This window comes from Burkholderia sp. 22088 (assembly GCF_052045915.1).
GTDB lineage: Bacteria > Pseudomonadota > Gammaproteobacteria > Burkholderiales > Burkholderiaceae > Burkholderia > Burkholderia cepacia.
In genome coordinates this window covers 58,271-78,382 of record NZ_JBQEPY010000030.1, presented here as the reverse complement: position 1 = coordinate 78,382, position 20,112 = coordinate 58,271, and the positions used below count along the sequence as shown (strand labels likewise).

Here is a 20,112-nt window from a genome sequence, read left to right as displayed (position 1 = left end):
TCGATCAAGGAGGTTTCGATGACATCCCGACAACACACGGGCCACGAACTCAGCCGCGCCCGCGCGCACGAAGGCGAGCGCGCGCAGCAGGACCACGACAAGGGCGGGCACCAGACCGGCCACGGCAAGCCGCCGAGCCCGGTCGACGTGCAGAAGGCGCTGAAGGGGATGGACTACCCGGCCAGCAAGGCGACCATCGTCGAATGCGCGCAACGCTCGCATGCGGCCCACGACGTGCTCGACATGCTCACGCGCATTCCCGATCGCGAATACGACACGCCGGCATCGGTGTCGAAGGAGCTCGGGCGGCTGATGTGAGCCGTGCCGCCATTGTGCCGTGCGCGCTCGCGCGCGGCGTACCGCGACAAGGAGCACGAGCATGGCGATGATCGTCGCAGGCCGCTTCACGACGTTCGATGAAGCCGAGAGCGGGGCGCGCAGCCTTTACGAGCGCGCGTTCGGCACGGACGACGTATCGATTTTCTTCCTGAACCCGGGCGGCCAGCATGCGCGCTTTCCGATCGGCGGCGACGTCTACGCCGACACGGCGGCGAAACCCGGCGGGCGCGGCGCGACGGTCGGCGCGATGCGCGGGTTGCTGATCGGCGCCGTTGTCGGGGTGGCCGTCTATGCGGTGGGCGTGCGCTACTGGTTCGTGCCGGCGGCGGGCGCACTGGCCGGCGCGTACCTCGGCGCGCTGGGCGGTGCGCTCGGCCGGATGCGCGGCGAGCAGGACGAAGGCAAGGGCACGCTTGCACGAAGCGAGACGGGCGTGATCCTCGCCGCGCATGTGACGCCGGACACGGCCGCCACGGCGGAAGACGTGCTGCGCGCGACGGGCGCGAAGTCGATCGAGCGCGTCGACGGCGACTGGCAGGACGGCAAGTGGCGCGATTTCGATCCGGTGCGCCGGCCGGACGAAGCCGCACGACGACGCGGCCGGTGACGTGGGCAGCGGCAGGCTCGCCGGCAAGGTCGCGCCCGTGGCGGACGGCGCGAGCGACATGACGGGGCAGACGCTGCACCCGAACGGCGGCTCGATCGTCGTCGGCTGAAGGCGATCGGTGGCCGTCGGTGGGCATCGGCGGCCGCTTCCACGCAAGTGCAAGGAGAAGGCAGATGAAACATCCGAACTGGACGATCGCGGCGCTTGCCGCAGGCGTGCTCGCCGTATCGGGATTCGCCGGCGCGCAGGCGCCGAGCGAGCCGCCCGCATCGAATTCGCATGTGCCGGGCGGCGTGATCAATCCGTCGTCGGGCGCGGGCGACGCGCGGATCGCGAAGGCGCCGCAGGGCGGCGACGCGGAATTCATCGACAAGGCCGCGATCGCCGGCAAGGCCGAGGTGCAGGCCAGCCAGCTCGCGCTGAAGCAGGCGCAGTCGCCGGATGTGCGCGTTTTCGCGAAGCAGATGGTGAGCGATCACGGCAAGGCGAATGCACGGCTCACCGAGCTCGCCGCGCGCAAGGGCATGAAGCCGCAGGTCGAACAGATTTCAGACCCCGACGTCGAGGCGCTGCGCGGCAAGAACGGCCGCGACTTCGACGTCGCGTATGTCGCGGCGGTCGGCCCCGACGCACACCGCAAGGCCGTCGCGCTGTTCGAAGGCGAGGCGCGCGACGGCAGGGACCCGCAGCTGCGCGAATTCGCGAGCGCCACGCTGCCGACGCTCAGGCATCACCTGAGCATGGCGCAGGCGCTCGAACGCAAGGTGGGCGCGCGGTGACGCGTGCCCGTTCATCCCCGGGCCGCGCGCGGCCCGTTTTTTTCGGAGAGGCAGTCATGGCCCATCGGCAACCGAAACACGAAGGCATCCGCGAATTGCTCTGTCAGGCATACGAAACCGAGCTTGGCGGCGCGAAGCTCTACGAGGCCGCGCTGCAGTGCGCGACCGACGGCGATCTGCACAAGGAATGGGAGAAGTACCACCGCGAGACGCTGCATCACCAGGAAGTGCTGCGCAAGGTGTTCGAGACGTTAGGCATGGACCCCGATGCGCAGTCGCCCGGACGCAGCGCGGTCGCGGCCACCGGCAAGGCGCTGGTCCACGTGATCGAGCAGGCGCGGAAGCAGGCCGATCCGGTCGTCGCGCAGGTCGTCGCGGCGGAGTGCGTGGTGCTCGCCGAGACCAAGGACCACCTGAACTGGGAGCTGATCGGCTACGCGGCCGACCAGTTGTCGGGCGATGCGGCGAAGACATTGAAGGACGCGCACGACGAGGTCGAGGCCGACGAGGATCACCACCTGTATCACACGCGCGGCTGGGCGCGCGAGATGTGGATCGAGTCGATGGGCTTCAAGGCCGTGCTGCCGCCGCCGGAGGAAGTGAAGAAGGTCGAATCGGCGGCGGAGGCGGCGCGTGCCGAGCGCTCGCGCGGCAAGATGATGTGACGGCAACGGGGCCGCGGCCGGGGCGTTGCCGCTCCCGGTTGCGGCGCCCGACGAAGGCCGCCGCGAGCTGCACGGCGATCGGTTCCGGCGACAGGAAAAAGGGGAAGCGCGATGCAACCGGACCCCGGCGACGATCCGGCCGCCGCCCGGCATCGCGCGTGGTCTCCAGCGCGATCGGAGCGGTGCCGTAGCGCACTGAACGCACGCAACGCACCTCATCTTCCGCCGTCCCCGCTTGCAAAAAAGACGCCCCGCGCGAGCGGGGCGTGTAGAAAGGAAAGCGGATGGCGCCGGCGAACCGGCGCCCCATCGTCGCGCGATCAGTGACGGTCGCGCGCGCGCGGATCGTTCAGTTCCTCGGTCGGGTCGGTCAGCCCGAGTTCGTCGCCGCCGCTCCAGTACGGCGCGCTGCCGTAGAACTCGTGCAGCGGCTCGGCCCATTGCGGATCGGCCATCGCCGGCCAGTGGTCCTTGTCGAACCCCGGCGCGTTGCGGATGCGCTCGGACGACACCGACAGCAGGAAGCATTTGCGTTCGGTGTCGAGCGTGAGCGCGCTCCACGGAATGGCGTGCAGCTTGTCGCCGATGCCGAGGATGCCGCCGCTCGACAGCACCGCGTAGGCGACGCGGCCTGAGCGCACGTCGAGCATGATGTCCTTGATCTTGCCGACGTCGTCGCCGTCGGTCGTATAGACCTTGTCGCCTTCCAGCGTATCGGCCGCCATCACGTCGGGGCCGGGGCCGGCCGCCGTTGCGGCGCCCTTGCCGATGATGCGGGTCTGACCTTGATCGGAAGTGTGCATGGTTTCCTCCAGGCTGCGTGGGGCGCGACGGTGCCCGGGGCGGGCCCTGCGGGTCGCGCGGGTATCGTGCGGCGCAAGGATCGCGCCGTCACGTCTGCTTCGGTTGCGACACGCCTTCGAGCGTGTTCGCGACGTCGTCGCGTGCCGGGCCGGCCGAACGCGTCGCGATGTCCGCGAGCGACAGCATGCCGACCAGCCGCTTGTCGTGATCGACGACGGGCAGGCGGCGCAGCTGCGCGTCCGCCATGTAGTGCTGGATCTCGTCGAGCGAATCGTCGTCGAAGCACCATTCGATCGGGCCCGATGCGACTTCGTGGACCCGCGTTTCCGGCGGCTTGCCGGCCGAGATCGCGCGCACCGCGAGATCGCGGTCCGTCACCATCCCGATCAGCCGGTTGTTGTCGCACACGGGCAGCGCGCCGATGTCGTAGCGCTCCATCAGTTGCGCGGCATGACGGATCGAGTCGGTCGGCGCGATGCGCACGACGTCCTGCGACATGATTTCGTTGACGCGATGCATGACTTCCTCCTTGAAGGTGGGGATGGCGAATTCGTCGCTGGAGTCCACAAGCCGCGTGCCTTCCTGCACGCGCGGTTCGCTTGGGTACGTCACGCGCCGTCGTCGCGTTCGCGCGGGCCCCGCCACGGCCCTTCGTCGTGCGTGCCGGGCGGCGTGTCCGGTTCAATCCGAGTGACGCCGCCGGTCGCCGGCGGGTCGCTTGCCGGAAACGTGTCCTCGAGCTGCTTGTCGATATGGCGTTCCGAATGGCGCGTGCGCGTGCGGTCCTGGTGCTTCAGCGGCGGCGTCGGGTCGGGATGCCGCTCGTGGGCCGGCGCGTCGTGGCCGGGCCGGGTCGAATCCTTCATCGCGAGGCTCCGTATCGGTGACGAGGAGCCGGGATTGCCGCAACGGCCGTGCCCGGCTCGCGGACGCGGCACACGACTTGCCGTATCGACTGCGATGACGACGCGCGGCCCGACGGGTGCCTGCCGTGCGCATTTCGAGCGGAGGCACGATGACGATTCCGAAACGACGACCAGGCGTGCGTTATGAGATCAACGTATGCGGCGGCGGATTCGATTCGGTGAAGAGCCATTTCAACGAATGGAAACACGAACCGCTGATCTACCGGCCCGAGCGCCGGATGTTCGAGGGCAAGGCCGACGTGCGGCCGTTGGGCGACGAGACGTTCGGTTCGACCGAACCGGCGCGTTTCGCGCTGCAGCGCGCGTGCGAGCCGTCCGATTCGTATGCGCTCGCGGCGTGCGTGAAGGACAACGGCCGCGAGCTGTGGCTCGTGATGGCCGCGTACGACGCATAACGACGTGCTTGAAAGATTTGCAGCGAACGGTGTAGCGAAGGCACGACGCGTCGCATGGGGCCGCGCGGGTTCGCGCCGGCGCCCGCATGCGGGCGTCGCGACCGGACGGCATGCGCATTGCGGGACTGCCGTATCCAGTCACGACCGCCGCACACGATGCCGATCCGAACCCGCCCCGATGGAATGCCGATGAAACACGATCCCGCGCAATGGCTGCAGCGGCCCATCCCGCCGTTTCCCGACCTCGAGCCGGACCCCGACGACCCCGATCCCGACGACTTGCCGCCCGACGTGCCCGAACCGCACCGGCAACCGGCAGGCGATCCGCCCGGGACCGCGCCGCCCGAGCGCGAACCGCCGTCGCGGCCGCCGCCCGTGCATGCGCCGCCGGTCGGCGGGACAGGGCGACTGCATGCGGAGGCACGGCGATGAGCGTCCGCGTGAAACCCGGCGTGCTGCGCGAGATCGCCGAGACGCTCGGCCGCCATTTCGAAGCGCGCGCGATGCCGTTCCACATCGAGGAGCGGCCGGCCGGTGCATTGCATATCGGCTTTCGCGTCGACGGCCATCCGGCGTCGCTGTCGGTGTCGTTCGACGCCGACGCATTCGCCGCGCTCGAGCGGGCCGGCATCGACCGGCAGCGCGGCACGCTCGCGCGTGTCGCGGCCGAATTCGACACGATGATGGCGCGCCGCACGCCGACCGCCTATGCCGGCGATTTCCATTTCAACCGGCTCTGAGCCGTCGATCCAACGGAGGTATTCGATGAACACGATCCAGACGATACGCGCGGGCGCCCTTGCGTTCGCCGCCGCGTGCGCGCTGGCCGCCTGCACGCAACCGACGAACGGCCCCTACGGTGCGCACGGGGCGCCGCCCGCACCGCCGGATGGCCGCGGCGCGCAGTCGACCACGACGATGCCGGACGCGAATACGCGCTACGACACGCGTCCGTCGCCGGGCAACATGATGCCGCAGGGCGCGGCCGGCGGTGAACCGGCCGACGTCCCGCCGCCGGGGCCGAACGGTGCGCAGGGCGACCGGCCGTTGCCGGGCACGCCGCCGCCGATGCAGTACTGATCGAGCGTTTTCCACGCATCACGTACGGCAGGTGGCGGCGTTCGGGGGGCACATCCGGATGCCCTTACGGACGAGCGAATGGCGTGCCCCAAAACTTGCCGCGGGCTTGTAAAAAAGCGGCCCCGGCCAGCGTCGAAGCGGGGTGCGAACCCGCGAGAACTGCGAGGCGACGCGCTTCGCCGCATTGGCACGAAAGCTGCGTAAGTCGTGCAGACGACCTAACGCGAACCGAATAATCAGGAGGCTTTCGATGCCCGTCTCGCTTGCGTTGCAGATGCGACAGCATCTGGCACTTACGCCGAGGCTTCAGCAGTCGCTGCGGCTGCTGCAGTTGTCCTCGCTCGAATTTCAACAGGAATTGCGGCAGGCGCTCGACATGAACCCGTTTCTCGAAGACGGCCCGGGCGACGAGGAAGCCGCCGACGGCGCGCCGGAGCAGCCGGCGGAAGCGGCCGCGCCCGAAGCGGCGCCCGAGCCCGAGGATGTCCGGCCGCCCGACGGCGAGGTGCCGCTGACGGCGGCGCCCGCGCCGCGCGGCACGAACCGCCAGGGCGACGATGCGGACGGCCTGTCGCCGGGCGAATGGATCGCCGCCGAACCGTCGCTGCATCAGCAGCTGCACGACGCGCTCAGGCTGTATCCGTTGAACAGGCGCGATCGCGAAGCCGCGCGCATCGTGATCGACGCGCTCGACGACGACGGCTACCTGCGCCAGGAGCTGGCCGAGCTGCGGGCCGCGGCCGATCCGGCGCTGCTGCTGTCGGAGCAGGATCTCGCGATCGCGCTGCGGCTCGTGCAGATGCTCGACCGCCCGGGGATCGCGGCGCGTTCGCTGTCCGAATGTCTCGTGCTGCAACTCGACGCGATTCCGGCCGGCACGCCGGCGCTCGCGGAAGCGAAGGCGATCGCGCGCGAGCATCTCGAACGGCTCGCCCGCCGCGAGACGGCGGAGATCCAGCGGCGTCTCGGCTGCAACCCGCAGACGATGCACGCCGCCTGCGCGCTGGTGCGCGGGCTCGACCCGCGCCCCGGCAGTCATTACGGCAGCACGCGCGGCGACTACGTGGTGCCCGACGTGATCGTGCGCCAGGTCCGCGACGAATGGATCGTGACGATCAACCCGGCCGTGCTGCCGCGCGCGCGCCTGCACGAGCGCTACGCGACGCTGTTCGCGCAGTCGAGCGGCGAGCGCGATTCGCCGCTCGGCCAGCAGCTGCAGGAAGCGCGCTGGTTGATCCGCAACGTGCAGAAGCGCTTCGACACCATCCAGCGCGTGGGCGAATGCATCGTCGCGCGGCAACGCGATTTCTTTCGTTACGGCGAGATCGCGATGAAGCCGCTCGTGCTGCGCGACATCGCGGAAGAGCTCGACCTGCACGAATCGACCGTGTCGCGCGCGACGGGCAACAAGTACATGGCCACGCCGCACGGCACGTTCGAGTTCAAGCATTTCTTCCCGCGCAAGCTCGAGGCGGCCGGCAAGGGCGTGTGCTCGGCGTCGGCGGCGAAGGTGCTGATCCGCGACATGATCGCGGCCGAGCGGCATACCGATCCGCTGTCCGACGTCGCGCTCACGGAGAACCTCGCGGGCCGCGGCATTCTTCTTGCGCGTCGTACGGTGACGAAGTATCGGCAGGCGATGAAGATTCCGGCGGCCGACCTGCGGCGTCGCGATGCCGCGTGACGTGACGGCTTGCCCGCCGAACCGATCTTCGACCGCGCGCGGCGCCGCCCGTCGTGTCGGCCCGCGCATCCACCCACGACAGGAGTGCAACCATGCCAGCAAAATCCCAGGCGCAGCAGCGTGCCGCAGGCGCGGCGCTGTCGGCGAAGCGCGGTGAAACGAAGATGAAGGACCTCAAACCGCCGGCGAAGTCGATGGCCGAGTCGATGAGCGAGAAAGAGCTCGAGAAAATGGCTTCCACGCCCGTACGCGGCAAACCGAAACACAAGCACGATGCGTGACCGACGACGACGTTTGGTGACGACCGCTGTCATCCAGGAGGGTTCCATGCTTCGATACGCCATCATCTTCTTCATCATCGCGATCGTCGCCGCCGTGTTCGGCTTCGGCGGGATTGCGGCCGGCGCGGCCGAGATCGCGAAGATCCTGTTCTACATCTTCGTCGTGATCTTCCTGGTCACGCTGCTGCTGGGCGTCGTGCGACGATGAGTGCCGCGCCCGACCGGTCGCAGCGCGTGGCCGAACTCGAACACGCGCTCGCGATCGGCTTTCCGTCGCAGTCGACCATCGTCGTGCACGCGGACGACGCATCCGGCGGCCTGACGATCCAGGTGTCGTGGGTGCGCGTGCCGTCCGACGAGGACGCGCGCGAATGGCGTTGCGCGGTCGACCTGCGGTTCGATCCCGACGTCGTCGATCGCTACGTTTTGCTCGACGCGGCCGACCGGCTGCGCGTGCGCACGCAGTTGTGCGACCGCGCGCGGCGCGCGGTGGACGAGCGCAAGCCGCGCGTCGAGGATGCCGCGATCGAATGCAGCGTGACGCTCGACGTGACACGCGCCGAATTCGACGCGGCGCTGGCCGCGCCCTGAATTCGCAGCCGGCGTCGCGGGCGCGGTCGCGGCCCGTCGTGCCGGTTTTCGCTGCCGTCAGCATGCCCGCGCCGCGGCGCGGCGGTTTGCGTGGCGGCTGCCCACCCGAATGCCACGAGGACCTTTCGATGACCCGTTCCACATCAGCCGGCAGGACCGCGCCCGCGCAGTCGACCGACAGCGCGAAGTCGCGCCAGCTCGACGAACACCGTTCGCGGCCCGACCACGAAGCGTTGCGCACCAACCAGGGTGTGCGGATCGCCGACAATCAGAACACGCTGCGCGGCGGTACGCGCGGCCCGTCGCTGCTCGAAGACTTCATCATGCGCGAGAAGATCACGCACTTCGATCACGAGCGCATTCCGGAGCGCGTGGTGCATGCGCGCGGCTCGGCCGCGCATGGCGTGTTCCGCGTCTACGAACCGATGGCCGACTATACGAAGGCCGCGTTCCTGCAGGACCCGGCCGCCGAAACGCCGGTGTACGTGCGCTTCTCGACGGTACAGGGCCCGCGCGGTTCGGCGGACACGGTGCGCGACGTACGCGGCTTCGCGGTGAAGTTCTATACGGAAGAGGGCAACTACGACCTCGTCGGCAACAACATGCCGGTGTTCTTCATCCAGGACGCGATCAAGTTTCCCGACTTCGTGCATGCGGTGAAGCCCGAGGCACCGAACGAGATGCCGACCGGCGCGTCCGCGCACGACACGTTCTGGGATTTCGTGTCGCTGGTGCCGGAGGCCACCCACATGGTGCTGTGGCTGATGTCGGACCGCGCGCTGCCCGCGAGCTTTCGCGCGATGGACGGCTTCGGCGTGCATACGTTCCGCTTCGTGAACGCGGACGGCGCCGAGCGTTTCGTGAAATTCCACTGGCGGCCCGTGAGCGGCGCGTATTCGCTGCTGTGGGACGAGGCGCAGCGGATTGCCGGCCACGATCCGGATTTCAACCGGCGTGACCTGTGGATGGCGATCGAGCGCGGCGACTATCCGGAGTTCGAGCTCGGCGTGCAGATGATCGATCCGGCCGATGCGGGCCAGTTCGACTTCGACCTGCTCGACCCGACCAAGCTCGTGCCGGAAGAGCGCGTGCCGGTGCGGCCGATCGGCCGGATGACGCTGAACCGCAATCCCGACAACTTCTTCGCGGAAACCGAGCAGGTCGCGTTTCACCCGGGCCATGTGGTGCCGGGCATCGATTTCACGAACGATCCGTTGTTGCAGGGGCGCCTGTTCTCGTACACCGATACGCAGCTGAGCCGGCTCGGCGGCCCGAACTTCCACGAGATCCCGATCAACCGGCCGGTGTGCCCGTTCGCGAACAACCAGCGCGACGCGATGCACCGGCAGACGATCAACGTCGGGCAGGCGTCCTACGAGCCGAATTCGACGAGCGGCGGCTGGCCCCGCGAGACCCCGCCGGCGCCGTCGGGCGGCGGCTTCGAGACCGTGCACGAGCCGCTCGAAGGCGAGAAGGTGCGCGTGCGAAGCGAATCGTTCGCCGATCATTTCTCGCAGGCCGCGCTGTTCTACCAGAGCATGACGGAGATCGAGCAACGGCATATCCGCGACGCGTACTGCTTCGAGCTGGGCAAGGTGACGCAGCCGCGGATTCGCGAGCGCGTGGTCAACGACATCATCGCGCGCTTCGACGCGGGGCTGGCCGCGCAGGTCGCCGAACGGCTCGGGCTGCCCGCACCGCATCCGGGTGCGACGCCTGCCGTGGCGCAGCGCTCGCCCGCGCTGAGCCTGATCGGCCGCTCGAAGCCCGGTATCCGCTCGCGCAAGATTGCGCTGATCGCGACGCCGGGTGCGAGCCAGGCGCTCGTCGAGCAAGTGCGCGACGCGCTGCAGGCCGCGCATGCGGTGCCGACGATCGTCGCGCCGACGCTCGCGCCGATCGGCAGCATCGTGCCGCAGGCGACGCTGGCCGGGATGCCGTCGGTGATGTTCGACGCGGTGTTCGTGTGCGGCGGCGACGGCGATGGCCGCGACCTCGCGCACAGCGCCGACGCGCGGCACTTCGTGCGCGAGGCGTTCAAGCACCTGAAGCCGATCGCGGCCGTCGGGTCGGGGCGGCAACTGCTGAGCGCCGCGCATCTGCCGGACCCGGCCGAAGGCGTGTGCGTCGGGCAGGCTGTCGATCTCGACGCGATCCTGAATACGCTGTCCGACTACCTCGGCCGCCATCGCGTGTGGGCGCGCGAGCAGCAGGCCGCCGAGTTGCCGGCCTAGCGCCGCGCGATCATGGACATCGTCGTCGCGCTGTTCGGACAGGGCCGGATGCTCGGCCCCGGGCAGATGGCGCTGCGCGCGATCGTCGTGTCCCTGGTCGCGCTCGTGCTGATCCGCATCGCCGGGCGGCGCGCATTCGGCCAGCGTTCGCCGTTCGACTACGTGGTCGGGATCCTGCTCGGCGCGATCCTGAGCCGCGCGGTGGTCGGTGCGTCGCCGTTCGTGGCGACCGTCGCGGCATCGTTCGCGATCGCGCTGTTGCATCGCGCGATCGGCTGGGCCTGCGTGCGCTCGCGCCGGCTCGAGCGGCTGCTGGTGGGCGTCGAGCGCGAGGTGTATCGCAACGGCCGTTTCGACGACGCGCAGATGCGCGCCGCGCTGCTCACGCCGACCGACATCCGCGAAAGCGTGCGGCAGGCGCTCGGCGCGACCGACCTGTCCGACGTCGACGCGGCGATCCTGGAGCGCAACGGCCACGTCAGCATCGTGCGGCGCAGCCGCTGCCGCAGGCCGTGACTTTCGCCGGACCACACACGCCGCAAGGAGGACATCGATGGCACGGATGATCTGGAAAGGCGCGATCAGCTTCGGGCTCGTTCACGTGCCGGTGCAGCTGTTCCCGGCCACGCGTACGGTGAAGCCGTCGTTCCGCCTGCTCGACAGGCGCTCGATGGACCCGGTCGGCTATCGGCAGATCAACAAGCGCACCGGCCGGGAAGTCACGCGCGAGGACATCGTGCGCGGCTACGAGTACGAGAAGGAGCGCTATGTCGTGCTGACCGACGACGAGATCCGCGCGGCGAACCCCGAATCGACGCAGACGGTCGACATCGTCACGTTCGTCGACGAAGGCGCCGTGTCGTTCCTGTATCTCGACACGCCGTACTACCTCGTGCCGGACCGCAAGGGCGAAAAGGTCTACGCGCTGCTGCGCGATGCGCTGAAGGACAGCGGCAAGATCGGCATCGCGCACGTCGTGATGCGCGATCGTCAGCATCTCGGCGCGCTGATTCCGGTCGGGCCGCTGCTCGCGCTCGATACGCTGCGCTGGCAGGAGGAACTGCGCCCGCTCGACGAACTGTCGGTGCCGGCCGGCGATGCGAAGCGCGCGGGCGTCAGTGCGCGCGAACTCGCGATGGCGAAGAAGCTGATCGACGACATGTCGGGTTCGTGGACACCCGACGAGTATCACGACACGTTTCGCGACGACATCCTCGACCTGGTCGAACGCAAGGTGCGCGCGGGCCGGATCGAGGAGATCGAGGACAGGCCCGCGCAGACGGGGCGCGCGGCGTCCAACGTGGTCGACCTGACCGAATTGCTGAAACGCAGCCTGAAGGGCGGTGGTGCGCGGGCAGCCGAAGCGGACGACGAGGGAGGTGCCGGGGCGCCGGCATCGTCGCGTGCCGCCGGTGCGCGGCGCAAACCGGCTGCGAAAGCGCCGGCGAAAGCGCCGACGAAAGGGGGCGCGAAGGGTACAGAAAAGGGCACCGCGAAGGCGCCCGCAAAACGCGCGGCCGCGAAGCACGGCACGGCCGTGGCGCACCCGGCGAAGAAGATCGCCGCGCGCCGCAAGCACGCCGCATGATCGCGCAACGGAGAACGACGCGATGGCCGCGAAACTCGACCCCTATCGCCGCAAACGCCGCTTCGATGCGACGCCGGAACCCGAGGGCGCGCACGGGCGGCGGCGCGCACCCGCCGAGGCGGACGCGAGGAAGTCGCGGCAGTCGCCGAAGGCGGGAACGTCCGCGCGCACGGCCCGGCCGCTGCGCTTCGTGATCCAGGAGCACCACGCGAGGCGGCTGCACTACGACTTCCGTCTCGAACTCGACGGCACGCTGAAATCGTGGGCCGTGCCGAAAGGGCCGAGCGTCGATCCGGCGGTGAAACGGCTGGCCGTGCATGTCGAGGACCATCCGCTCGAATACGCGTCGTTCGAAGGCGAGATTCCGGCCGGACATTACGGCGCGGGCTCGGTCGTCGTGTGGGACGAAGGAACGTGGACGCCCGACGGCGGCGTCGCGCAGGCACGCGCGGGCTATCGTGCCGGCAAGCTGACGTTCCGGCTCGACGGCGCGAAGCTGCACGGCGGCTGGGCGCTGGTGCGCAGCGGGCGGCAGCAGGGGCGCCAGGAGCAATGGCTGCTGATCAAGGAACGCGACAACGACGCGCGCGATGCGGCGGCGTTCGATGTCGTCGCGCAGCGGCCGGGCAGCGTGCATGACGGGCACACGCAGGCCGCGCGCGGGAAGGGGAACGGCGCCGTGCCGCCCCCTGCGCGTGCCGCGCGGCGCGGCCACGGCAACGCGCCGGGCACGCAGGACGGCGACGCCGGTAGCCCGTCGGCCGACCTGTCTCGCATGGACGGCGCCGTGCACGCAGCATTGCCCGAGCGCATCGCGCCGCAACTCGCGACGCTGGTCGATGCGCCGCCTGCGCACGGCGACTGGCGCTACGAAGTGAAATTCGACGGTTACCGGATCCTCGCGCGGATCGCGGGTCGCGGCGCGCGGCGGCACGTCACGTTGATGACGCGCGAAGGCCGCGACTGGACCGCGAAGCTGCGTGCGCAGCGCGATGTGCTCGCCGCGCTCGAGGTCGACAACGCATGGCTCGACGGCGAGGCCGTCGTGCTCGGCGAGAACGGCCTGCCCGATTTCCAGGCGCTGCAGAACGCGCTCGGCGCGGGCCGCTCGGACGCGGTGACGCTGTTCGTGTTCGACCTGCCGTTTCTCGACGGATACGACCTGCGCGACGTGCCGCTCGCCGCCCGTCGCGCGCTGCTCGAACCGCTGCTCGCCGGCTGCGATCCGGCCCGGCTGCGTTTTTCACCGGATCTCGGCGACGACGTCGTGCCGCTGATCGCGCACGCGTGCGACACGGGGCTCGAAGGGTTGATCGGCAAGCGCGCGGAGTCGCGTTATCGCGGCGGCCGCTCGCCCGCCTGGATCAAGCTGAAATGCCGGCGGCGGCAGGAGTTCGTGATCGGCGGCTACACCGAGCCGGCGGGCAGCCGGCACGGCTTCGGCGCGCTGCTGCTCGGCGTCCATGCATCGGACGCGGGCGGCAAGCGGGCACGCGGCACGCCGCCGTTGCGCTATGTCGGCCGTGTCGGCACCGGGTTCGACACGCGCCTGCTCGACCGGCTCGCGGCCATGCTGCGCAAGCATGAGCGCGACACGACGCCGTTCGACCCGCCGCCGCGCGAACGGTCGCGCACGCGCGTGCACTGGGTCGAGCCGACGCTCGTCGCCGAATGCGAATTCGCGGAATGGACGGGCGACGGGATCGTGCGGCAGGCGTCGTTCATCGCGCTGCGCGAAGACAAGCCGGCGCGGCAGATCGTCCGCGAGGTGCCGCGCCATACCGAATCGGAGACGACGATGGACGAACCCCATGCAGCGCATGGCAACCCGCATGACAACCACCCGCATGCACCGCATACCGATACCGGGCATGACCACCGGCCGCGCGCGCGAACGCATGCGTCCGCCGGCCATGCGCCCGGCGAACCCGGCGTCGATCACGTCGGCCGCGTGCGCATCACGCATCCCGATCGCGTGCTCGACCCGCGCAGCGGCACGCGCAAGATCGACCTCGCGCATTACTGGTTATGGGTCGCGCCGTGGCTGCTCCCCGACCTGAAAGGCCGGCCCGTGTCGCTCGTGCGCGCGCCGGGCGACATCGCCGGCGAACTGTTCTTCCAGAAGCATGCGGAACGCCGGGAAATCCCGTTCGTCAGGCAGCACGCGGGACTCGATCCCGGCCACGGCCCGCTGCTGTCGATCGACAGCGTCGACGCGCTGCTCGGCGCCGCGCAGATGGGCACGATCGAGCTGCACACGTGGAACGCGCACGCGTCGAACATCGAGCGGCCCGACCGGATCGTGTTCGACCTCGATCCCGATCCGGCGCTGCCGTGGCGCGCGATGATCGACGCCGCGCAGATCGTGCGCGGGCTGCTCGACGAACTGGGGCTCGTGTCGTTCTGCAAGACGAGCGGCGGCAAGGGGCTGCATGTCGTCGTGCCGCTCACGCGGCATGCGGGCTGGGACGACGTAAAGGACTTCTCCCGCGCGGTCGCGCAGCACGTCGCCGCTACGCTGCCCGAGCGCTTCACCGCGACGATGGGGCCGCGCCACCGGCGCGGCAGGATCTTCGTCGACTACCTGCGCAACGGCCGCGGCGCGAGCACGATCGCCGCGTACTCGCTGCGGGCGCGGCCCGGCATGGGCGTGTCGGTGCCGCTCGAATGGGACGAGGTGCCCGCTACGACGGGCGGCGCGCAATGGACGATCGACACGCTGCGCGAACGGCTCGACGCGCTGAAACGCGACCCGTGGGAAGGCTATGCGCACACGCGCCAGCGCATCACGGCGTCGATGCGTGCGCGGCTCGGGGCGCAAACGTGAACCCGTCAGCGCCGATGCTGCAGCCGGTGATACCAGTTCATCAGCGGCGTCGCGGAGATCCCGTGCGCGATCACCGACGCCGATACGACGACCAGCACCGGCGCCGCCAGCGAGCGCACCGCGCCGGACGGCGCGTGCTCGATCGCGAACAGCAGGTAGTAGAACGAGCCGATCCCGCGAATGCCGAACCAGGCCATCAGCCGACGCTGCGCCTGCGTCGCACGCGAACCGGCGAGCGTGACCAGCACCGCGAGCGGCCGTACGGCGACGAACAGCACGGCGGCCAGCGCGGCCGCCCCCCACGTGAGCAGCGGGCCCGGCAGCGTCGCGAGCACGCTGCCGACCATCGTCATCACGACGGCTTCCGCGATCCGTTCGAGTTCGATCGTGAAGCCGAGCACCGATTCGGCCATGAACGCGTGCGCTTTCTCCGGATGCTTCTCGGTGGCGACGACGTCTTCCGAATCGATCTGGCCGATCACTTCACGCGGCCTGCGGTCGCCGCTCGCACGGTGCTCGACGCGGCGCATCGCGACACCGGCCGCGAACGTCGCGACGAAGCCGAACGTGTGCGCGAGCTGCGCGGCGCCGAACGACAGCACGATCAGCGCGAGCGCGAAGAAGCCTTCGAGGCCGAGCGCCTGCGCGTGCCGCGTGCGCAGCCAGCCGATCAGTTTCGTCGTCGCCCAGCCGAGGGCGCCGCCGATCGCGGCCGCGCCCGCGATGCCCCACAGCGCGACGAGCGCGAACGCGCCGGACAGCGGCGCGAGCCCGTAGGTCGCGTCGCGCGTGCCGGACAGTGCGAGCCCCGCGAGCGCGAACGGCAAGGCGATGCCGTCGTTCAACCCGCCTTCGCCGGACAGCGCGAAGCGCACGAGATCGCGATCGCCCGGGTCGTGCACCTGCACGTCGTGCGCGAGCACGGGGTCGGTCGGTGCGAGGATCGCCGCGAGCAGCAGCGCCGGGCCCCAGCCGAGCCCGAGCGCGAGCACCGCGCACGCGGCGAGCAGCGGTACGGTGACGATCATCGCGAGCAAGCCGAGGCGGCACGGCACGAGCCACAGCCGGTCGGTCAGCGGCACGCGCAGCCGCAGCCCGATCGCGAACAGCGACACGAGCAGCGCGATTTCGACGATTTCACGCAGCAACGGCGCGTCGCGTTCGAGGTCGAGCTGCAGCAGGCCGGCGCCGGCCGGGCCGAGCGCGACGCCGAGCACGAGATAGATCATCGCGGTGCTGCACGGCAGGTGGCGCAGCGCCGACGTCGCGACGCCCATGCCGAGCAGCACCGCGCCGATGATCAGGTACCAGAGCGTCTCGTGCATGCGCGGGTTCGCGGCAGGCGGGGAAGGCGGACGCGCAACCCGTCAGGGCTTGCGGCCGAATGCCTCGCGCAGTTTGCGTTTCGCGCGTTCGAGCGTCGTGCGGCGCGTTTTCGGCAGGTTGCGGCCCGCGCGGTTCACGTAGAAGTTCAGCATCGACATCGCCGACTGGAACGGCGACGCCTTGCGGCGGCGGCTGTGTTCGGCCGAACGCTTCAGCGACGCGGCGATCGCCGCCGGATCGTCGGACTTGAAGATGTCGGGCTCGATGTCGAGCGCATCGCTGCGTTGCGTGACTTCGCCCGACCAGCGCTTGCGGTGTGCCGGATCGGCGCTGCGGGCGCGGCCGGGACGGCGCGTGAGGCGCTTGCCGTGTGCGTGGGAAGCAGAAGCGGAAGGCATGTGACGGGGCTCCGTATGGGGTCGAGGGATGGTCCTGCGGAGACGGGCGACGCAATCCGCGTGCCGCGCCGCGGGCGGGGGCGGACGTCGGCATGGGCATTGCTGGAACGGCCTTGCCGGACGGCACGAGCAGGCATTTCCGTTACCGCGTCATCACCACGGAGCACACGCCATGAAGCCGGCAACCGATCCGAAGCCGGTCGCGCGGCGCGATGACCGCGCGGTTTCCCGGGACGGGCGCGCGGCCACCACGCAGGAGGACATCATGCAATCGAATTCCCGGATTTGGCTGGAGAACGACGAGATCGACGGCGAGGCGCTCGACGTGGACGATCTCGACACGACGGTTCATGTCGACGTCGCGACGGGCAGGGTCATGTTCCAAGCGGCGTGGGCGAATGTGCTCGAGGCGCCGCCCGAGGTGGCGCGGTATTCGGTCGTGCTCGCGCTCGACTGCGACACGATGGAGCATTACGCGGATCTCGACGACGGCGCACGCACGCGCGTGCATGCGATGCTGCACGAGGCCGTGCAGCAGACGCTCGATCAGTTGCCCGACACCGACGAAAACCTGACGCTGACGATCGAACTGACCGACGCGATGCTCGATGCGGCGCGGCACCTGCAGTAATCGTTGCGGGCCGACGTGCCGCATCCGATTACATCCCGTTGAAATCTTTGCAGCCGGGCGCGCGGCGACGTCGAATGGGCCAGCCTCGATGCGATCGCGGGTCGTTCCCCGGCCGGTGTCGCGATGCGAGCGGGTGCGACCCTGCACGCGCACGTGCGGCGGCCTTGGCGGCCGGCACGCCGATTGCTGCACGACCGATGCGGCACGACGTGTGCCGCCCATCCGAAGGAGACATTCATGAGCGGCAGGCTGGAGCATTGCAAGGTGGCCATCCTCGCGGTCGACGGATTCGAGGAAGCCGAACTCGTCGAGCCGCAGCGCGCGCTCGCCGCCGAGGGCGCGCAGGTCGACGTGATTTCGCAGAAGCGCGGCGAGATCCAGGGTTTCCGGCACGTCGACAAGGGCGAGCGCGTGAAGGTCGACCGCACGTTCGACGACGCGCGCGAAGGCGATTACGACGCGGTCGTGCTGCCTGGCGGCGTCGTGAACGGCGACGCGATCCGGATGCTGCCGGCCGCGCGCGAATTCGTGACGGCGGCCGTCGGCGCCGGCAAGCCGATCGCGGCGATCTGCCACGGCGGCTGGCTGCTCGTGTCGGCCGGGCTCGTGGAGGGCCGCACGATGACGAGCTGGCCGAGCCTGCAGGACGATATCCGTCATGCGGGCGGCAAGTGGGTCGACGAGGAGGTCGTGCGCGACGGCAACCTGATCACGAGCCGCAAGCCCGCCGATCTGCCCGCGTTCAATGGCGCGCTGGTCGAGCGCCTCGCGTCGCGGGGGGCGTAAGCCGATGCCGGCCGATTCCGCCCGCCGCGTGACGCTGACCGACACGCCGCCCGTGTTCGACGGAGCGGCGCTGCAGTTGAGTTTCGTCGTCGACGTCGATGGCGTGCCGCAGACCTGCGCGATCACGGTCGAGGCGCTGGAGGATCATTTCGGCGCGCAGTCCGCGCTGGAGGCCGACCTGCGCGATGCGTTCGAACGCGGCCGCGCACGCATCGAGGCCGCGTGCGCGGAGGTGCTGGCCGACGGCGGCGGGGCGGACGTGGTGCTGCATAGCGGTTATTTCCGTGCGCCGGGCGGTCGGGCGCGGGCCGGGCTGTTTGGTCCGGGGAAGTCCTGACCTCCGTCGCGCTTCCCGAAGCGTCATTTCGCGCCGCATCCAGCCATCAGGCCATCCGGCCAACCGCATTACACGCCATTGAAAACTTTGCCGCGCGCCGCAGGCGTTGCCCGGTGCCACATCGCGCCGCGCGCCGAGCGCGCGGTGCGGTTCGCGTGGCGTCGACTGGCATGTTCCCTGCATGAATGGCCTGTTGCCGGCGCACGATTCGCGCCGCATGCCGATGCGACCCGTTCGTCGCATCGCACGTAGCCGCAGACGGGGAACGAGCATGCTGACCGCCCATGAATTTGCCGTGCTGTTCCTGGTGCATCACGCGCCGGAACAGATCCAGATCGACCGCGACGACGTCGTCGCCCTCGTCGAGCAACGCCTGATCGAGATGCAGCGCGACGACGCGTCCGGCGAGCGTCGGCCCGTGTTGACGGCCGGCGGTCTGTCGGTCCTGAAGTGCGTGCAGCGGCATGACGGGGTCGCGACCGACGTGTCCGACCTGAGCGACCTGAACGACGCGTGATGCGCGGCGCCGCGCGGCGTTCACCGCGCGATCGCGACGCCCGCGTTGACGGGTACGACAGGTGTCCGGCTGTCGAACGGCGGCGCGGGCAGGAAGCGGTCGATCACGCCGGCTTCGAACAGCAGGCAGTACGTCGATCCGCCGAACTGGAAGTAGCCGATCTCGTCGCCTTTGTCGACGCGCTGCCCCGGCACGACGTCGATCACGCACGACGACACGTCGCCCATCCCGACGAACACGGCCGCCACGGTGCCGATGCCGGGGTCGTCGCAGGAGAGCGCGACCACCGCGCGCGTGGCGACGGCCGTCATGTAACCCTGCGAGTCGTTCAGCCCGGCCGGATCGGTGCCCTCCGCCTCCGCGACCGAGTAGTAGGTCCCGTCGACACGGTACGCGTGCGTGACGACGCCGCGCACCGGTGCATGCCAGCGATGGTAGTTGTACGCGCTCAGGTAGGCCTGGTAGATGTCGCCGCCGACGAACCGCTCGGCGAGCGGCAGCCATGCGGGCGTGAAGAGGTCGCGCAACGAATACGGCTGCGCCTTGATCCAGAACGTGTCGCGCAGCTTCACCTTCGATTCGGTGTGGTACGGCGCGGCCTCGCATGCGCTGACGATCACGTGCGGATCGTCGCGGGCCTCGACCGGGCGCGCGCCGTCGCGAAAGCGTCGCGTGAAGAAGTCGTTCCACGAGTCGAAGCCCAGGTGCGGCTGGTCGTCGCGATACTCGAACTGGGACAGCCCGAGGCGCCTGCACGCTGCGTCGCAGAACCAGCCGTCGGGCGCCGACGTGTCGAGATGCGTGCGCGAATGCGGGCCGCCGAGGAAGTCGCACCACACGTTCAGCACGCGCTTCAGGTGCGCGTTGACGGTCGCGTCGCGAAACACCGCATGGCCCGACGGCATGCACATCGGCCAGTCGAGGAACGCGTTGATCGGGCACACGATCAGGCTCGCTTCGCTGAAAGGGGGCGTATAGGTCATCAGGTGATCGAGCACCGTCATCAGCTCGCCGATCGACGCGTAGCCGAGCCGCAGGCCCGCGTCGAGCGCCTCGTCGATTGCGCGGGTCAGGCCCATGCGCAGGACGGCATGGTCGTCGAACAGCCGCGCGAGGGCCTGCACGGCCGGCGTGCGCAACCGGTCGCCGGCATGCGTGCGGGCTTCCGCCGCGATCCCTTCGCGGAACGCGGCCATGTGGGCCTCTTCGCGCGCCATCCATTCGCCGAGCCGATGGCGCGTGGCGGGCGGCGGGTTACGGTCGGTCGGCATGGCTTCCTCCGGACGTTGGTTCGGCATGAACGTGATCAGCAAGATG

Annotated in this window: 26 protein-coding genes; 20 read left to right on the top strand and 6 right to left on the bottom strand. The window is 69.8% G+C overall.

The window, feature by feature from the left end; genetic code table 11:
• Window positions 1-18: 18 nt before the first annotated feature.
• The 4 genes from ACTJLD_RS39450 to ACTJLD_RS39435 all read left to right on the top strand — a co-directional run bounded on the left by ACTJLD_RS39450 (window position 19) and on the right by ACTJLD_RS39435 (window position 2,390).
• The gene (locus ACTJLD_RS39450) at window positions 19-318 is read left to right on the top strand and encodes a DUF2795 domain-containing protein (RefSeq protein WP_060084588.1); all 300 of its coding nucleotides are present in this window, start codon (window positions 19-21) and stop codon (window positions 316-318) included.
• Between the two features lie 61 nt (window positions 319-379).
• Window positions 380-946 (top strand): hypothetical protein, encoded by a 567-nt coding sequence (locus ACTJLD_RS39445; protein WP_440661514.1) that lies wholly within the window; start codon window positions 380-382, stop codon window positions 944-946.
• 173 nt (window positions 947-1,119) lie between these two features.
• Entirely contained in the window at window positions 1,120-1,725 is a 606-nt protein-coding gene (locus ACTJLD_RS39440) for a DUF4142 domain-containing protein (RefSeq protein ID WP_060317737.1), read from the top strand.
• A 56-nt stretch (window positions 1,726-1,781) separates the two neighbouring features.
• Window positions 1,782-2,390 carry a DUF892 family protein gene (locus tag ACTJLD_RS39435; protein WP_440661512.1) on the top strand — a complete coding sequence of 203 codons (609 nt, stop codon included), beginning with the start codon at window positions 1,782-1,784 and terminating at the stop codon, window positions 2,388-2,390.
• 320 nt (window positions 2,391-2,710) lie between these two features.
• Here the strand turns inward: ACTJLD_RS39435 and ACTJLD_RS39430 are convergent, their stop codons facing one another.
• The 3 genes from ACTJLD_RS39430 to ACTJLD_RS39420 form a co-directional block, all read right to left on the bottom strand.
• Window positions 2,711-3,193 (bottom strand): PRC-barrel domain-containing protein, encoded by a 483-nt coding sequence (locus tag ACTJLD_RS39430; protein WP_059693369.1) that lies wholly within the window; start codon window positions 3,191-3,193, stop codon window positions 2,711-2,713.
• Between the two features lie 88 nt (window positions 3,194-3,281).
• A complete protein-coding gene (locus ACTJLD_RS39425; RefSeq protein ID WP_027792518.1) occupies window positions 3,282-3,713 on the bottom strand; it encodes a CBS domain-containing protein in 432 nt (143 codons plus the stop codon).
• Between the two features lie 89 nt (window positions 3,714-3,802).
• Window positions 3,803-4,060, bottom strand: coding sequence for a hypothetical protein (locus tag ACTJLD_RS39420; RefSeq protein ID WP_440661510.1), 258 nt, complete (start codon window positions 4,058-4,060; stop codon window positions 3,803-3,805).
• Between the two features lie 149 nt (window positions 4,061-4,209).
• Between ACTJLD_RS39420 and ACTJLD_RS39415 the strand changes: the two genes are divergently transcribed.
• The 12 genes from ACTJLD_RS39415 (at window position 4,210) to ligD (ending at window position 14,800) form a co-directional block, all read left to right on the top strand.
• Window positions 4,210-4,515, top strand: coding sequence for a hypothetical protein (locus ACTJLD_RS39415; protein ID WP_027792520.1), 306 nt, complete (start codon window positions 4,210-4,212; stop codon window positions 4,513-4,515).
• Between the two features lie 189 nt (window positions 4,516-4,704).
• Window positions 4,705-4,947 (top strand): hypothetical protein, encoded by a 243-nt coding sequence (locus tag ACTJLD_RS39410; RefSeq protein WP_371141523.1) that lies wholly within the window; start codon window positions 4,705-4,707, stop codon window positions 4,945-4,947.
• On the top strand, window positions 4,944-5,255 hold the full coding sequence (locus tag ACTJLD_RS39405; protein ID WP_021161228.1) for a hypothetical protein: 312 nt from the start codon (window positions 4,944-4,946) through the stop codon (window positions 5,253-5,255). Before ACTJLD_RS39410 ends, ACTJLD_RS39405 begins: the two co-directional genes overlap by 4 nt.
• A 25-nt stretch (window positions 5,256-5,280) precedes the next feature.
• The gene (locus ACTJLD_RS39400) at window positions 5,281-5,595 is read left to right on the top strand and encodes a hypothetical protein (protein ID WP_027792522.1); all 315 of its coding nucleotides are present in this window, start codon (window positions 5,281-5,283) and stop codon (window positions 5,593-5,595) included.
• 250 nt (window positions 5,596-5,845) lie between these two features.
• On the top strand, window positions 5,846-7,279 hold the full coding sequence (gene rpoN, locus ACTJLD_RS39395; RefSeq protein WP_059693376.1) for an RNA polymerase factor sigma-54: 1,434 nt from the start codon (window positions 5,846-5,848) through the stop codon (window positions 7,277-7,279).
• A gap of 92 nt (window positions 7,280-7,371) precedes the next feature.
• A complete protein-coding gene (locus ACTJLD_RS39390; RefSeq protein WP_027792524.1) occupies window positions 7,372-7,560 on the top strand; it encodes a DUF3008 family protein in 189 nt (62 codons plus the stop codon).
• A 46-nt stretch (window positions 7,561-7,606) separates the two neighbouring features.
• Entirely contained in the window at window positions 7,607-7,768 is a 162-nt protein-coding gene (locus ACTJLD_RS39385) for a DUF1328 family protein (RefSeq protein WP_027792525.1), read from the top strand.
• Window positions 7,765-8,151, top strand: a complete 387-nt coding sequence (locus ACTJLD_RS39380; protein ID WP_060194496.1) for a DUF3022 domain-containing protein — start codon at window positions 7,765-7,767, stop codon at window positions 8,149-8,151. Before ACTJLD_RS39385 ends, ACTJLD_RS39380 begins: the two co-directional genes overlap by 4 nt.
• A gap of 128 nt (window positions 8,152-8,279) precedes the next feature.
• Window positions 8,280-10,385 carry a catalase HPII gene (katE, locus tag ACTJLD_RS39375; RefSeq protein ID WP_301826036.1) on the top strand — a complete coding sequence of 702 codons (2,106 nt, stop codon included), beginning with the start codon at window positions 8,280-8,282 and terminating at the stop codon, window positions 10,383-10,385.
• A 12-nt stretch (window positions 10,386-10,397) separates the two neighbouring features.
• Window positions 10,398-10,901: a DUF421 domain-containing protein gene (locus tag ACTJLD_RS39370; RefSeq protein ID WP_021161221.1), complete on the top strand. Its 504-nt coding sequence runs from the start codon at window positions 10,398-10,400 to the stop codon at window positions 10,899-10,901.
• Window positions 10,902-10,938: 37 nt separating this feature from the next.
• Window positions 10,939-11,973 carry a non-homologous end joining protein Ku gene (ku, locus tag ACTJLD_RS39365; protein ID WP_060350074.1) on the top strand — a complete coding sequence of 345 codons (1,035 nt, stop codon included), beginning with the start codon at window positions 10,939-10,941 and terminating at the stop codon, window positions 11,971-11,973.
• 22 nt (window positions 11,974-11,995) lie between these two features.
• Window positions 11,996-14,800 carry a DNA ligase D gene (ligD, locus tag ACTJLD_RS39360; protein ID WP_440661503.1) on the top strand — a complete coding sequence of 935 codons (2,805 nt, stop codon included), beginning with the start codon at window positions 11,996-11,998 and terminating at the stop codon, window positions 14,798-14,800.
• A 5-nt stretch (window positions 14,801-14,805) separates the two neighbouring features.
• Here ligD and ACTJLD_RS39355 read toward each other — a convergent pair whose 3' ends face one another.
• Both ACTJLD_RS39355 and ACTJLD_RS39350 read right to left on the bottom strand, forming a co-directional pair.
• Window positions 14,806-16,125: a cation:proton antiporter domain-containing protein gene (locus ACTJLD_RS39355; RefSeq protein ID WP_440661501.1), complete on the bottom strand. Its 1,320-nt coding sequence runs from the start codon at window positions 16,123-16,125 to the stop codon at window positions 14,806-14,808.
• A gap of 42 nt (window positions 16,126-16,167) precedes the next feature.
• Window positions 16,168-16,524, bottom strand: coding sequence for a DUF3175 domain-containing protein (locus ACTJLD_RS39350; RefSeq protein WP_021161217.1), 357 nt, complete (start codon window positions 16,522-16,524; stop codon window positions 16,168-16,170).
• Between the two features lie 265 nt (window positions 16,525-16,789).
• Here ACTJLD_RS39350 and ACTJLD_RS39345 point away from each other — a divergent pair, with 265 nt between their 5' ends.
• The 4 genes from ACTJLD_RS39345 to ACTJLD_RS39330 all read left to right on the top strand — a co-directional run bounded on the left by ACTJLD_RS39345 (window position 16,790) and on the right by ACTJLD_RS39330 (window position 18,795).
• A complete protein-coding gene (locus tag ACTJLD_RS39345; protein WP_060350149.1) occupies window positions 16,790-17,155 on the top strand; it encodes a hypothetical protein in 366 nt (121 codons plus the stop codon).
• A gap of 237 nt (window positions 17,156-17,392) precedes the next feature.
• Entirely contained in the window at window positions 17,393-17,941 is a 549-nt protein-coding gene (locus ACTJLD_RS39340; protein ID WP_027792535.1) for a type 1 glutamine amidotransferase domain-containing protein, read from the top strand.
• Window positions 17,942-17,945: 4 nt separating this feature from the next.
• Complete coding sequence (locus ACTJLD_RS39335; protein WP_124673680.1) at window positions 17,946-18,278, top strand: DUF1488 domain-containing protein; 333 nt, start codon at window positions 17,946-17,948, stop codon at window positions 18,276-18,278.
• A gap of 271 nt (window positions 18,279-18,549) precedes the next feature.
• Window positions 18,550-18,795, top strand: coding sequence for a hypothetical protein (locus ACTJLD_RS39330; protein ID WP_059693390.1), 246 nt, complete (start codon window positions 18,550-18,552; stop codon window positions 18,793-18,795).
• A 20-nt stretch (window positions 18,796-18,815) separates the two neighbouring features.
• Here ACTJLD_RS39330 and ACTJLD_RS39325 read toward each other — a convergent pair whose 3' ends face one another.
• Complete coding sequence (locus ACTJLD_RS39325; protein WP_440661498.1) at window positions 18,816-20,066, bottom strand: phosphatidylserine decarboxylase family protein; 1,251 nt, start codon at window positions 20,064-20,066, stop codon at window positions 18,816-18,818.
• Window positions 20,067-20,112: the final 46 nt, after the last annotated feature.

What these genes read in the sequence shown, in the direction of transcription:
- ACTJLD_RS39450 (WP_060084588.1), top strand. Translation starts at nt 19, where the DNA reads ATGACATCCCGACAACACACGGGCCACGAACTCAGCCGCGCCCGCGCG.
- ACTJLD_RS39445 (WP_440661514.1), top strand. Translation starts at nt 380, where the DNA reads ATGGCGATGATCGTCGCAGGCCGCTTCACGACGTTCGATGAAGCCGAG.
- ACTJLD_RS39440 (WP_060317737.1), top strand. Translation starts at nt 1,120, where the DNA reads ATGAAACATCCGAACTGGACGATCGCGGCGCTTGCCGCAGGCGTGCTC.
- ACTJLD_RS39435 (WP_440661512.1), top strand. Translation starts at nt 1,782, where the DNA reads ATGGCCCATCGGCAACCGAAACACGAAGGCATCCGCGAATTGCTCTGT.
- ACTJLD_RS39430 (WP_059693369.1), bottom strand. Translation starts at nt 3,193, where the DNA reads ATGCACACTTCCGATCAAGGTCAGACCCGCATCATCGGCAAGGGCGCC.
- ACTJLD_RS39425 (WP_027792518.1), bottom strand. Translation starts at nt 3,713, where the DNA reads ATGCATCGCGTCAACGAAATCATGTCGCAGGACGTCGTGCGCATCGCG.
- ACTJLD_RS39420 (WP_440661510.1), bottom strand. Translation starts at nt 4,060, where the DNA reads ATGAAGGATTCGACCCGGCCCGGCCACGACGCGCCGGCCCACGAGCGG.
- ACTJLD_RS39415 (WP_027792520.1), top strand. Translation starts at nt 4,210, where the DNA reads ATGACGATTCCGAAACGACGACCAGGCGTGCGTTATGAGATCAACGTA.
- ACTJLD_RS39410 (WP_371141523.1), top strand. Translation starts at nt 4,705, where the DNA reads ATGAAACACGATCCCGCGCAATGGCTGCAGCGGCCCATCCCGCCGTTT.
- ACTJLD_RS39405 (WP_021161228.1), top strand. Translation starts at nt 4,944, where the DNA reads ATGAGCGTCCGCGTGAAACCCGGCGTGCTGCGCGAGATCGCCGAGACG.
- ACTJLD_RS39400 (WP_027792522.1), top strand. Translation starts at nt 5,281, where the DNA reads ATGAACACGATCCAGACGATACGCGCGGGCGCCCTTGCGTTCGCCGCC.
- rpoN (WP_059693376.1), top strand. Translation starts at nt 5,846, where the DNA reads ATGCCCGTCTCGCTTGCGTTGCAGATGCGACAGCATCTGGCACTTACG.
- ACTJLD_RS39390 (WP_027792524.1), top strand. Translation starts at nt 7,372, where the DNA reads ATGCCAGCAAAATCCCAGGCGCAGCAGCGTGCCGCAGGCGCGGCGCTG.
- ACTJLD_RS39385 (WP_027792525.1), top strand. Translation starts at nt 7,607, where the DNA reads ATGCTTCGATACGCCATCATCTTCTTCATCATCGCGATCGTCGCCGCC.
- ACTJLD_RS39380 (WP_060194496.1), top strand. Translation starts at nt 7,765, where the DNA reads ATGAGTGCCGCGCCCGACCGGTCGCAGCGCGTGGCCGAACTCGAACAC.
- katE (WP_301826036.1), top strand. Translation starts at nt 8,280, where the DNA reads ATGACCCGTTCCACATCAGCCGGCAGGACCGCGCCCGCGCAGTCGACC.
- ACTJLD_RS39370 (WP_021161221.1), top strand. Translation starts at nt 10,398, where the DNA reads ATGGACATCGTCGTCGCGCTGTTCGGACAGGGCCGGATGCTCGGCCCC.
- ku (WP_060350074.1), top strand. Translation starts at nt 10,939, where the DNA reads ATGGCACGGATGATCTGGAAAGGCGCGATCAGCTTCGGGCTCGTTCAC.
- ligD (WP_440661503.1), top strand. Translation starts at nt 11,996, where the DNA reads ATGGCCGCGAAACTCGACCCCTATCGCCGCAAACGCCGCTTCGATGCG.
- ACTJLD_RS39355 (WP_440661501.1), bottom strand. Translation starts at nt 16,125, where the DNA reads ATGCACGAGACGCTCTGGTACCTGATCATCGGCGCGGTGCTGCTCGGC.
- ACTJLD_RS39350 (WP_021161217.1), bottom strand. Translation starts at nt 16,524, where the DNA reads ATGCCTTCCGCTTCTGCTTCCCACGCACACGGCAAGCGCCTCACGCGC.
- ACTJLD_RS39345 (WP_060350149.1), top strand. Translation starts at nt 16,790, where the DNA reads ATGCAATCGAATTCCCGGATTTGGCTGGAGAACGACGAGATCGACGGC.
- ACTJLD_RS39340 (WP_027792535.1), top strand. Translation starts at nt 17,393, where the DNA reads ATGAGCGGCAGGCTGGAGCATTGCAAGGTGGCCATCCTCGCGGTCGAC.
- ACTJLD_RS39335 (WP_124673680.1), top strand. Translation starts at nt 17,946, where the DNA reads ATGCCGGCCGATTCCGCCCGCCGCGTGACGCTGACCGACACGCCGCCC.
- ACTJLD_RS39330 (WP_059693390.1), top strand. Translation starts at nt 18,550, where the DNA reads ATGCTGACCGCCCATGAATTTGCCGTGCTGTTCCTGGTGCATCACGCG.
- ACTJLD_RS39325 (WP_440661498.1), bottom strand. Translation starts at nt 20,066, where the DNA reads ATGCCGACCGACCGTAACCCGCCGCCCGCCACGCGCCATCGGCTCGGC.